A 12,662-nucleotide genomic window follows, 5' to 3' on the forward strand; every position below is an offset into this window, starting at 1 on the left:
TATTGCTTGAAATCACTAGTTGCTAATAAAGGAAAAACAATTAAAAAATAGAAGACATTCTACTAAAAAAAAGTTAAAAAAGATATTCTATAAATAGTTGACTCGATTACGCTATTTGAGACTGGCGACAAATTTTTATAATTTAATTATCTACATCAATTAATGATAGTGGTAAGCATATACAAAAAAGTAAGACGGGCGTGTGTTAATATAATGATAGCGGTAGCGATATAATGGCTTAGGGACAAAATCAATCCCATGCCCACCCCAAGGATGGCAGCGCGCGATACGCTTGACTGTCAATATCCCACCCCGGTACCCCCCATGCAATCTTACCGCCTCTAAACCATAACTAGAACACGTTGGATAAAACCGGCAACGAGGTGCCAACCATGGGCTAATCAAACGCTGATAAAATATAATCATACCCAGCAAAAATTTTGCTAATAATTTATCCATGGATTAAACCCAGATTTTTTATCACCTTCATTTGAGTAAAGATATTACGAACTGCCCAAAAAATTAACTCCGTTTCAACTTTCTAATCTTATCGTTGATTAAGTTAAAGCCCATCGCTAATTGCTGCGCAATTGCTTCATTTGGCATGTCATCGGAAAACTGCTTGATAGTTAACAAAATATCAACTTGACCATTTAGCTGGTGCTGATGCAACCGAAAATGCTCTCGCGTTAATCGCTTAATACGATTACGCTCATGGGCACGTTTGACTTTCTTTTTAGTGATCGCAAGACCCAACCGATTTACTGCAGCTTGTCTTTGGGTATCGGCTAAAACCACTTTGACAAAGAACAATAAGTTAGGCTGATGAATTTTAAACATCACAACAGGCTGTGACTGATTTTCACCAGTTTTGGTATGGCGACCCGACATCGCTTTAAAATCTTTAGGCGTTAGCAGCCGCTGTGATTTATCAAATTTAAAAGGTTTGTCTGCCGTCATGAGGATAAGTCCAAATCAATACCAAAGCACCATTAAAATAAAAGCCAAAGCTATAAATATTTTATAGATAGGGTAAAAACAGGCTGAAATAATAGAGTAGGGGAGTATGCTAATCCTTAGTTACGAACGGACTTCTAGCATAACGATTAGTACAACAATAAAAAAAGCGATATAAGAAGTATATCGCTTTTTACTATAACCTGTTTTAATATCAACATTAAATCAAGTTAACAAAATAGACATTACACCGTTAAACGATGACGGCCTTTAGCACGACGACGAGCTAAAACTTGACGGCCATTTTTAGTAGCCATACGAGCACGGAAACCGTGAGTACGTTTACGTTTGATTACGCTTGGTTGGAAAGTGCGTTTCATGCGATTCACCTTGGCTAAATTTACGTGACATTTAACCGATAGCGGTTAAAATACAAAATTTCAAAACAGTTAATCTCGTATTATCCTTAATTTTAACCAATAGGTCAAGGATAACTAAGCTTACCGATTAATTTCTTTCTTAAAATTACTGGTACAACCAATTATTTTGCTTATCTAAAATAAAATTTTTGTATAACAAATACAACTTAGTAAAAAGTTATCCACAAAAAATTTTTTTATTATTATATATTAAATAAGTATTATTTATTATTATTAAGCACATCTATTTCAGTGGATATTTAACTAAAAATCATAAAAAAACAATTATTTATAATGTTGATAAGCCTGTATATAAATAGTTGATAGTTTGTTATTAACTTCCATTTTTAACTTATCAACAATTATATCCACATTATTATCCACAATAATTTTATTTGTAAAATAGCGGTTTTATGATACATTACACCAATTTTGAAGATGCTTGAATTAGGAAAGTGAAGTTATGGCGGATGCATTATGGCTTAAGTGCGTTGACGAATTAAAATATCAAGTACCTGATAATATTTTTACCATGTGGATTCGCCCATTATCCGCCTCAATGCATGACAACACGATGGTCGTTAATGTACCTAATCAATACTTTGCCAGCTATGTTGAAAAAAATCATTTAAGTCAAATTCAAACGATTTTACACCAGCTTGAGCCAACCCTACCAATTCATGTGCAGATTCAAATTGATAAAGGTAACGCAATCACTGACGCTGTCGGTACACAAGAGCTTGGTGAGCAAAAAGTGACGCTGGTAAAAAATGAGCAGCAACGCTCTTTTCAGTATATCGATCCGCATTTTACGTTTGACCAATTTGTAACCGCAAAATCCAATCAAATCGCTTATAGTATTTGCCGAGAGACTGCCAACAATTTGGGTCAATCAAAAAATAATCCGCTGTTTATTTATGGCGCGACAGGTTTGGGAAAAACCCATTTGATGCAAGCAATTGCCCACGAGATTTTAAAACAAGGCAAAAGTTTTTATTACTTCACGTCCGATAAGTTTGTTAACCAGCTGGTGAATTCATTAAGAAAACAAAAAATCGATGAGTTCAAAGATAAAATTAAAAAAGCCGATTTATTGATTATTGATGATATTCATGTGATTGCGGGAAAGCAAAAAAGTAGCGAGCAGTTTTTGCTATTGCTCAATGATTTTATGAGCAAAAATAAACAAGTGATTTTGGCATCTGATAAACACCCGAGCGCACTGACTGATTTTGACGAGCGCTTAAAGTCACGTCTGGCTTGGGGAGTAGCAGTAGCGCTAGAGCCGCCAGAGCTAGAAACCCGTATTCAAATTTTGCAAAAAAAATCCAAAGCGCAAGAGGTGAATTTGCCAAAAGAGTGCGCTATTTTTATTGCTCAGCATATCATCGCCAATGTGCGAGAGTTAGAAGGTGCGCTGAACAAAGTTTTAGCCATTTCCCGTCTGCTCAATCAGCCTATCCATTTAGAACTGGTACAAATGGCGTTAAAAGATTTGATTGCTATTCGTGTACAAGCGGTCAGTATGGATAATATTCGTAAAGTCGTTGCTGAGTTTTATGATATATCGGTCAAAGACCTGATGGGTAAAAAGCGTTTACGTCATATCGCTCGTCCGCGTCAGGTGGCTATGAGTTTAGCTCGTGAACTAACCAATAACAGCTTTACAGAAATTGGGCAGTCATTTGGTGGTCGCGACCATACTACGGTCATGCACGCCTGTGAGAAAGTACAAGAACTTTGTGTCAGCGATTTGATGTTTGACAAGGATTATCGCTCATTAAAATTAATGTTACAGACTTAGTATTTTGTTAACTCGATTAAAAAGATTTTTAGTCAATTACCCCGTATAATAAGTCTTAATTTTTCCATTTGTTACAACCATTCATTTTGATTTGAGGCGGTGCCATGCAATTAGTAATCTCTCGCGATTTGTTACTACAAGCGATTAATTTAATTTCAAAAGCCGCTGACAAACGCCATAACATGGTAATTCTGGGGAATATGAAATTGGCGTTAACCGACTCTCAATTGGTCATGGTAGCGTCAGATTTGGAGCTTGAATTACAAGCCACCCTCAATTTGCCAGCATCGGCGTGCAAACAACCAGGTGAGATCACCGTTCCTGCCAACAAATTCAAAGATATCGTAAAATTATTACCCGACGGTTTACCCGTATCTATCAGTGTAGGTAACGACAATCAGTGTTTAATTGTGTGCGGTAGTAGTCGTTTTAAACTCAGCACTTTACCTGCCCAAGACTTTCCCCTATTGGGTGAGCCAGAGCAAGTCACGCCTATCCAATTGGGCCGTGAAGACCTAGTCGATTTGCTCGATAAAACGCATTTTGCGATGGCCGTGCAAGACGTGCGGTATTATCTCACCGGTATGCTGTTTGAAGTCAAAGAGCGTCAATTGGCGACGGTATCAACCGATGGTCATCGCTTGGCATTGGCTCGTACAGTGATAGCGTGTGATGATAGCGTGGCACTGGCTGCAATTTTACCAAGAAAAGCCGTACTTGAATTACAACGTTTGTTAGCAGAGCTTAAACGCATGCTACCGAATCAAGATAATAAAATCACCCTCAATGTCGGTCGTGAATTTTTACAAGTGTTACTCCCTTTTGGGGAAGTCGATAGCACAGGTCAGCTAAAAAATGCCATCATGGTGGCTTTTACCGCGCGTTTGATTGATGGTAAGTTCCCCGATTATCGCCGCGTTATGCCATCATTAACCAACAAAATTGCCCGTATCAGCCAAGAGCAGCTGGCGAACGTGCTTCGCCGCGTGGCTATTTTGAGTAACGAGAAATCGCGTGGCGTGATTTTTGATTTTTCAGGCGATAACAATTTGATGGTACGTGCTAGCAACGCTGAGCAAGATGAAGCCAGTGAGCAGCTTGAGGTTAAGTATCAAGGTGAGCCCTTAGAGATATCATTCAATGTGGCTTATTTGCTAGATGTGCTGAATGTACTGCAAGGCGAAATTGACTTTAATATGAGCCAAGCCAATGCTTCGGTATTGGTACAACAAGTCAATGACAGCAAACACGAATTTGTGGTTATGCCAATGCGTATTTAGTTAGCGGGCATATTTTTTTCAATCCAGTGATGAGTAGTTAATTAGATAAATCATGCAAATTATTCAATTAGCTATTCATCATTTTCGCAATCTTCACACGATTGAATTACAACCTAGCAGTTGTAATGTGTTCTTGGGTCAAAATGGCAGCGGAAAAACGTCGCTATTAGAAAGCATCTATTTATTATCGCGCGGCAAAAGTTTTCGCCATCATCAACCGAGGCATTATATTGAGCATGGTTTTAGCGATACGACAGTTTTTGCTAGGCTCAATCATGGGCAAACGGTTGCTATTGCCAAATCCCAAGATGCTACCACGCAATTGCGACTTAATGGTCAATCGCTTGTGACCCAAAGCCCACTTGCACAGCTGCTACCGACCCTATTGCTCGAGCCTGTGAGCCTTGCACAGCTAGAGGATGGTAGTCAAGCAAGGCGTGAAATGTTAGATTGGCTAGGGTTTCACGTGGAACAATCATTTCATCCCAATTGGCTCGCTTATCAGCGTCTACTAAAACAACGCAATAGCTTATTAAAGCAAAATGTTGGCAACGTCTCATTAACCAGCCTGCAACAGCACGAACTCTCCGCTTGGGATTACCAGCTAAGCCAACATGCAGAAAAAATTCACCAAGCAAGGGCTGATATCATTGAACAATGGCAGCCCCATTTTTTGGCGCAAGTGCAAAAATTTTTACCCCAGTATGCCGAAAAATTACGATTGCGTTATACACCGGGATTTGATACTGAAGCTGGGTTAGCCATTACCTTAGCCAATCGTTTAGCGTCTGACATTGAGCTTGGCTATACACGTATGGGATGTCATCGGTCTGATATCAATGTTGTGCTAGATTTAGTGCATACCGATGCAGCAGGGCATAAACACAAGCAGACGTTGCTTGCCACCGATATGCTGTCAAGGGGTGAAAAAAAATTATTGGTCATGGCGCTTCGCTTATCGCAGTTGCCGTTACTCAATCAGGTCGATAAAGTACCTTTGGTATTGGTAGACGATATCACAGCAGAATTGGACAATGACGCGCTTATGCTGTTATTAACTGGCTTAAAACAAGTTAATTCACAGCTGTTTATCACCAGTCTCACCCAAGATATCGTTGAAAGCATTCAGAAGATTTGGCAAGATAATATAAAACTGTTTCACGTGGAACAGGGAAGCGTTAGACAATTAACGCTTGAAACACAACCTATTCAAAATGACCTATAAAAACCAATAATATTTTTAGGTGACTAACGTTAGATGATTAAGTATTTTTTCAAACTGATGTAACTTAAACTCTCTCTTTTTAGCTGAGCTAAATCACTATTTTACCTCTCATAAGCAGGGATATTCAGTGACTTTTCCCCTAAAATTTGCTACAATAAACCCTTTATTTTTCGCCAAAAAACTAAGAAAAAAATCAACGATTTTGACCATAAAATCGAGTATGTTCTGACGTTTTTGCCATGCAAAACTTATGGAGTCATCATGACTGATACATCTGCGAATGTAGCCGATCAGACACAACAATCTATTACCCAATCAAGTCAACAAGAAAGTAAAGCCTATGGTTCTGATAGTATCCGCGTACTTCGTGGCTTAGAAGCCGTGCGTGTACGCCCTGGTATGTACATTGGCGATACCGACGATGGCACAGGTTTGCATCATATGGTGTTTGAAGTGGTGGATAACGCCATTGATGAAGCCTTGGCGGGTCACTGTGATCAAATTGACATCATCATCCACGAAGATGAATCGGTCAGCGTCAAAGACAATGGACGCGGTATTCCTGTCGATATTCACCCAGAAGAAGGGGTGTCAGCCGCGCAGGTTATCATGACAGTACTGCATGCGGGCGGTAAATTTGACGACAACAGTTATAAAGTCTCAGGTGGTTTGCACGGTGTTGGTGTGTCAGTGGTTAATGCGTTATCAAAAAAACTGGTGCTCGATATCTGGCGTGATGGCTACCACTATAGCCAAACGTATGCTGATGGTGAGCCTGTAGCGCCTATCGAGCAGCTTGAAACCACCCAGCAAACAGGCACACAAGTGCGTTTTTATCCAAGCGATGATATTTTTACAGGCACGATTTTTGATTTTGAAATTCTCGCCAAGCGTTTACGCGAATTGTCGTTTTTAAACTCGGGTGTACGCATCGTATTGACGGATGAGCGCGATGACAAACGCCATGAGTTTGAACACGTTGGCGGTCTATCTGAGTTCGTCCATTACATCAATGCGGGCAAAACTGGATTAAATGAGGTGTTTCATTTTACCAGCGAAGAAAATGACGGTATCAGCGTCGAAGTAGCATTGCAATGGACAGATAGCTACAACGAAAAAGTATTATGCTTTACCAACAATATCCCGCAAAAAGATGGTGGTACCCACCTTTCTGGTTTTCGTTCGGCATTAACACGCTGCCTAAATAGCTATATGGATAGCGAAAACTTGATGAAAAAAGAAAAAGTTGCGGTAACAGGTGACGATGCGCGGGAAGGTCTAACGGCGATTATTTCTGTCAAAGTACCTGACCCAAAATTCTCAAGCCAAACCAAAGACAAACTGGTATCGAGTGAAGTCAAACCCGCGGTTGAATCAGCCATGCACGATAAGTTTAGCGCTTACTTGCTTGAAAATCCCAATGCGGCCAAAGGGATTGCTGGTAAAATCATCGATGCCGCCCGTGCTCGAGAAGCTGCGCGTAAAGCTCGTGAAATGACTCGCCGTAAAACGACACTTGATATCGCAGGTCTGCCCGGCAAACTTGCTGATTGCCAAGAAAAAGACCCTGCGATGTCAGAGCTGTACATTGTGGAAGGGGACTCGGCAGGCGGTTCTGCGAAACAAGGGCGTAACCGTAAGATGCAGGCGATTTTACCGCTGAAAGGTAAAATTCTAAACGTAGAACGTGCGCGTTTTGATAAGATGCTATCGTCGCAAGAAGTGGGTACCTTGATTACCGCATTGGGTACAGGCATCGGGCCTGATGAGTACAATCCTGACAAATTACGCTATCACAAAATTATCATCATGACCGATGCGGACGTGGATGGTTCACATATTCGCACCTTGCTCCTGACGTTCTTTTTCCGTCAAACCCCAGAGCTATTAGAACGTGGTCATATTTATATTGCGCAGCCACCGCTGTATAAAGTGAAAAAAGGTCGCCAAGAATTGTATGTCAAAGATGATGAAGTGTTAAAGGCCTATTTATTGTCGTCAACCATTGATGATACCCAGTTGCATTTGAGTGAAGGTACGCCTGCGGTCACAGGTCAAGCGCTAGAAACCTTGCTCAATGATTATAACCAAACTCAGACCATCAAAAACCGTTTGCAAATCAAATATCCAAGCGCCGTATTGGATGCGTTGGCAATCACCAGCAAACTTAGCATACCGATGATTGAAGATGAAGCGCAAATGCGAAATTGGGTAGAAGCGTTAGCGCAGAATCTAGCAGTGACGGCAGACGGATTAGACCCACAAATTGAATTAGAGTCCTTTAGCAAACAAGAAGGCGATCATCAAAAAACCTATTATCTACCGCGCGTGACGATTTTTATCCATCAGTTGCCACACGCGTACTTATTAGATACCGCATTTATTGGTTCAGGTGAGTATAGCCGTTTGCATCGCTTAACCAGCCAATGGAAAGACATGTTATCAGATACCGCTTATGTCGCTAAAGGCGATAAAAAACTGCCGATCAAAGACATGGGTTATCTATGGCAATTTATTATGAGTGATGCGCGCCGTGGTTTAGCGATTCAGCGTTATAAAGGGTTGGGCGAGATGAACGCTGATCAATTATGGGAAACCACGATGGATCCAGAAAATCGCCATATGCTAAAAGTCACCATTGAAGATGCGATTGCTGCTGATCATTTGTTCTCGTGTCTGATGGGGGATGATGTAGAACCGCGTCGTGCCTTTATTGAGGAGAATGCGTTAACAGTGACCAACTTGGATATTTAACCCAATTTTAGGGTCGTGTTTTAATACAATGGAAACCACCTTATGTTGTAATAAGGTGGTTTTATTTCAGCTTGAATTTTTAGAAGAGATATCACATGATTGCCTTATTACTGCTAGCGATAGCCTTATCGATGGATGCCTTTGCTGTAGCGATTGGACTCGGTGCCAAACACCGCCAAGATACGACCAAAATTGCACTTATGGCAGGCGTATATTTTGGCGTCTTTCAAGGTTTGATGCCTTTGATTGGTTATCTCGGTGGACGTTCAATCTTAGGATTTATCGCAAATTGGGCGCCTTGGATAGCGTGCATTATTTTGGTGGGGCTTGGTGGAAAAATGCTGTATGAAGCCTTATCTGGCGATGATGAAGATGCGACATCACAAGATTCCACCCCGCACAATATTGCTTTAGATATCGCCAATGATGCCAATGTTGTCATCACCCATAAAACCATGACTACTTTAGCGATTGCAACCAGTATTGATGCAATGGCAGCCGGATTTACCTTAAATTTAATCCCAGTCAATCCTTATGTATCCTGTGCGGTAATTGCCGTGGTAACAGGTATTTTTAGTTTTATCGGCGTATTTATGGGCAAGCAATCAGGCACGTGGCTAGAGAGTAAAGCTGAAATTTTTGGTGGGCTAGTATTAATCGGTATTGGCATCAAAATGGTAATTTAATAGACCAGCTTTTTTGTCTTTGATTTTAATGGTTCAAATAAAAAAGACTTTCATTAATTTGAAAGTCTTTTTTTATTTTAAGCTAACTTAATCGAAAGATTAACGCTTAATACGATACCAGGCATCACGTGCTGCTAGGCGAGCTTGGTCCCAAGTCAAACGTGAGCTACCTTTGAATTGTTCCCAATCATTGCGTAAGTCATTTTCAACACTTTCAAACTCATTAGCGGTATTAAAATGATGACGTGCACGGTAACCATAATCATACGCTGAGCGATAGTCAGTATCGTAATCATAGCCTTGGCTATAGTAGGTCGTTGTATTATAGTTATTGCGCCAGTAGGTATCTTCTTCTGTATTACCTTCAAGCGTATTTGCTACGGCATTACCTGTGGCTGCACCTGCTACAGCACCAATGGCACCGCCAACCAATGAACCTACTGGACCACCTACCGCACCAATCGCTGCGCCTGTAGCAGCACCGGCTGCCATACCTGTACCACTGGCGACAGGGTTAGCTTCTTTACGTTGTTCACCTGCTTCAGTTGGGTTAACTGCTTCACCAACTTCATGACCGGCTGCGCCACCGGCTACAGCGCCAATCGCGCCACCCACTAAGGTACCAACAGGACCTGCTACTGAACCAATGGCTGCACCGGCTGCGGCACCGCCTAGTGCACCAGAACCACTGGCAACTGGATGAGGTTTTTCGTAAGCATCTTCAGCAGTGGTAGGGTTGACTGCTTCACCGACTTCATGACCTGCCGCGCTACCTGCCACGGCGCCAATCGCACCACCAATCAATGTGCCAACGGGACCCGCTACTGACCCAACGGCTGCACCAGCTGCGGCACCACCTAATGCGCCTGTACCAGTAGCAACAGGATGACCTTTTTCTTCACCTTCTGCATAGCCATCCACTGTACGTAAACGTGGTGAATATTCTTGACCAGCAATACGAGCATCTGTTTTATTCCAACCATCACGAATGGCTTCTTTGGCATCTTCCCATGCAAGACGTGAATTACCTTTTACTTCATGCCAGCTACGTTCAAGATCAGATTCTACACTGTCAAACGTTGTGCCAGCTGGGTATTTTGCACGATTGGCATAGCCGACGGCATAAGCTGGTTGATAGTCAGTGGTATAATCATAACCATCTCTATAGTAGGTTGTTTGTGAATAGGTATCATTCCAATAAGTATCTTCAATCGTTGGATCAATCGCTTCACCTGCGGCGTGACCTGCAGCACCACCAGCGATTGCACCAATTGCACCGCCGATTAACATACCTAATGGACCACCAATAGCACCGATAGCTGCACCTGCAGCCGCACCACCCATACCGCCTACTGCGGTACCGATTGGATGTGAGCCTGGTTCACCAGTGATAGGGTCGCGGTTTAAGTCTGAATTATTAATATTATCTACCATGATTGTATCCTCATTTGAAGTTTTTTTATCCAAGCCATACTAGCGTTTAGAAAAAATTTTTAATATGGCTGTTATTTTTATTGTCGAAAAACAATTAAACGTGACGTTAACTTAAAATGCATAAATTAAAATCAATTTTTTCGTAAAACCGTTTTCGGTTATTACCGTTTCATAATAATAAATTTTTGCGTCTACTCTGTAGCAATATCAGCAATTTTTTCGTAGAGTTTGGTAAACCTAAAGCCTCTTAGATGAGGTTTGTGTAACAAAGATAATCAATTGGTGAAAGCGATACAAAAAAACCCAAGTAAAGACCGTTTATGAGAGAAATTTTTTAGGGAAAATTTTTACTCAAAACATTCATGTAGCCATTTTTCACTCTATAAAAATCAGCAAATAAAGCCGTTAATTGGTACAATACCCATAAATTTTTGAAACCTGTTAGCATCGGTTCAGTTAAGCTATTTACCTAAATTTAAAGAGGCTTGTATGTCAACATCCAACAACTCAATCAAACAAGACCGTATCTTGGTATTGGATTATGGTTCACAGTACAGTCAACTAATTGCGCGCCGCGTGCGTGAAGCAGGGGTATTCTGTGAAATGTACCCATACGATATCGAAGCACGGCGCATTCACGACTTTGGTGCAAAAGGGGTTATTTTATCGGGCGGTCCAGAGAGCGTGTATGCAGAAAATAGCCCAAAAATTAACGACGCCGTATTTGATATCAATGTGCCGGTACTAGGCATTTGCTATGGTATGCAAGCGATGGCAGATCAGTTTGGTGGCAAAATTGAAGCCAGTAGTCACCAAGAGTTTGGCGCTGCTATCATTGAAAAAACCGCTCAAGATAGCTTTTTTAAAGGCATTGAAGATGAGCCCAACAAATTACACGTTTGGATGAGTCATGGCGATAAAGTTGTTGAGTTACCTGCAGGCTTTGAAGTAACTGCGATAACCCCAAGCTGTCCAATTGCTGCGATGGCAAATGAAAGCAAGCATTATTACGGAGTGCAGTTTCATCCAGAAGTGACCCATACGCTGCAAGGTGAAGCATTGATTAGCCGATTTGTGCACCAAATCTGTGGCTGTGCCAATGCGTGGACACCGGATAACATCATTGAGATGCGTGTGGCGCAGTTAAAAGAACAAATTGGTGATGAGCAAGTGTTGTTGGGACTTTCGGGCGGCGTAGATAGCTCGGTGGTAGCCGCACTGCTTCACAAAGCGATTGGCGAGCAGCTAACTTGTGTGTTTGTTGATAATGGTTTGTTACGGCTCCATGAAGGCGACCAAGTGATGCAAATCTTTGCTGAAAACATGGGCGTTAAAGTCATTCGCGTGGATGCTGAGGAACGTTTTTTGACCGCATTAGCCGGCGTTAGCGATCCAGAAGCCAAACGTAAAATCATTGGTAAAACCTTTATCGATGTGTTTGCAGATACCGCACGTGAACTGTCGGGTGAGGGCAAAGGCATTCAATTCTTGGCACAAGGTACCATTTACCCCGATGTCATTGAATCGGCAAAAAGTCACCAAGGCAAAGCACATGTGATCAAGTCGCACCACAATGTCGGTGGCTTGCCAGACGATTTGCAGTTCAAACTTATTGAACCCTTACGTGATTTGTTTAAAGATGAAGTGCGTAAGCTCGGTGTGACATTAGGGCTACCTGAAAAAATGATTTATCGTCATCCTTTCCCAGGTCCAGGTCTAGGCGTGCGTATCTTGGGTGAAGTGAAAAAAGAATATGCCGATATTTTGCGTCAAGCCGATGCCATCTTTATGCAAGAGTTGGAAAAATCTGGTTGGTATGAGAAAACCGCACAAGCGTTTGCGGTGTTCCAACCGGTAAAATCAGTGGGCGTGGTCGGTGATGGTCGCCGCTATGCGTGGGTGATTGCGTTACGGGCGGTTGAAACCATCGACTTTATGACAGCGCGTTTTGCCCATTTGCCGTATGATTTGATTGAAACAGTGTCTAATCGCATCATGAATGAAATCAAAGAAGTATCACGTGTGACCTACGATATCTCAAGTAAGCCACCAGCGACCATTGAATGGGAATAAAGCGACTAAAAAAAGCTAATAAAAAAAGGC

9 protein-coding genes and 2 pseudogenes are annotated in these 12,662 nt (G+C 41.7%); 6 read left to right on the top strand and 5 right to left on the bottom strand.

The annotated features are described in order from the left end of the window. Positions 1-159 precede the first annotated feature (159 nt). The 3 genes from yidD to rpmH all read right to left on the bottom strand — a co-directional run bounded on the left by yidD (position 160) and on the right by rpmH (position 1,337). The gene (gene yidD, locus RTR63_RS05770; protein ID WP_076776917.1) at positions 160-459 is read right to left on the bottom strand and encodes a membrane protein insertion efficiency factor YidD; all 300 of its coding nucleotides are present in this window, start codon (positions 457-459) and stop codon (positions 160-162) included. A 63-nt stretch (positions 460-522) separates the two neighbouring features. Further along, a complete protein-coding gene (gene rnpA / locus RTR63_RS05775; protein ID WP_095356243.1) occupies positions 523-960 on the bottom strand; it encodes a ribonuclease P protein component in 438 nt (145 codons plus the stop codon). Positions 961-1,202: 242 nt separating this feature from the next. Next, positions 1,203-1,337 (bottom strand): 50S ribosomal protein L34, encoded by a 135-nt coding sequence (gene rpmH / locus RTR63_RS05780; RefSeq protein WP_050326012.1) that lies wholly within the window; start codon positions 1,335-1,337, stop codon positions 1,203-1,205. Between the two features lie 502 nt (positions 1,338-1,839). Here rpmH and dnaA point away from each other — a divergent pair. The 5 genes from dnaA to RTR63_RS05805 all read left to right on the top strand — a co-directional run bounded on the left by dnaA (position 1,840) and on the right by RTR63_RS05805 (position 9,125). Continuing rightward, entirely contained in the window at positions 1,840-3,180 is a 1,341-nt protein-coding gene (gene dnaA / locus RTR63_RS05785; RefSeq protein WP_312523185.1) for a chromosomal replication initiator protein DnaA, read from the top strand. 104 nt (positions 3,181-3,284) lie between these two features. Continuing rightward, the gene (gene dnaN / locus RTR63_RS05790) at positions 3,285-4,460 is read left to right on the top strand and encodes a DNA polymerase III subunit beta (protein WP_062333068.1); all 1,176 of its coding nucleotides are present in this window, start codon (positions 3,285-3,287) and stop codon (positions 4,458-4,460) included. Between the two features lie 52 nt (positions 4,461-4,512). Beyond that, a complete protein-coding gene (gene recF / locus RTR63_RS05795; protein WP_312523186.1) occupies positions 4,513-5,685 on the top strand; it encodes a DNA replication/repair protein RecF in 1,173 nt (390 codons plus the stop codon). A 261-nt stretch (positions 5,686-5,946) separates the two neighbouring features. Continuing rightward, positions 5,947-8,439, top strand: a complete 2,493-nt coding sequence (gene gyrB / locus RTR63_RS05800) for a DNA topoisomerase (ATP-hydrolyzing) subunit B (RefSeq protein WP_312523187.1) — start codon at positions 5,947-5,949, stop codon at positions 8,437-8,439. Between the two features lie 95 nt (positions 8,440-8,534). Continuing rightward, positions 8,535-9,125, top strand: coding sequence for a manganese efflux pump MntP (locus RTR63_RS05805; RefSeq protein ID WP_095356241.1), 591 nt, complete (start codon positions 8,535-8,537; stop codon positions 9,123-9,125). Between the two features lie 540 nt (positions 9,126-9,665). On the opposite strand, the pseudogene RTR63_RS11815 reads toward RTR63_RS05805, so the two are convergent. Beyond that, positions 9,666-10,028, bottom strand: a pseudogene (locus RTR63_RS11815) (glycine zipper domain-containing protein); the annotation flags it as partial. Positions 10,029-10,094: 66 nt separating this feature from the next. Continuing rightward, positions 10,095-10,559, bottom strand: a pseudogene (locus RTR63_RS11820) (hypothetical protein); the annotation flags it as partial. A gap of 489 nt (positions 10,560-11,048) precedes the next feature. Here RTR63_RS11820 and guaA point away from each other — a divergent pair. Next, positions 11,049-12,632: a glutamine-hydrolyzing GMP synthase gene (gene guaA, locus RTR63_RS05820; RefSeq protein WP_203171258.1), complete on the top strand. Its 1,584-nt coding sequence runs from the start codon at positions 11,049-11,051 to the stop codon at positions 12,630-12,632. Positions 12,633-12,662: the final 30 nt, after the last annotated feature.

This window comes from Moraxella sp. CTOTU47724 (genome assembly GCF_032014955.1).
In the GTDB taxonomy this organism is placed as follows: domain Bacteria; phylum Pseudomonadota; class Gammaproteobacteria; order Pseudomonadales; family Moraxellaceae; genus Faucicola; species Faucicola tetraodonis.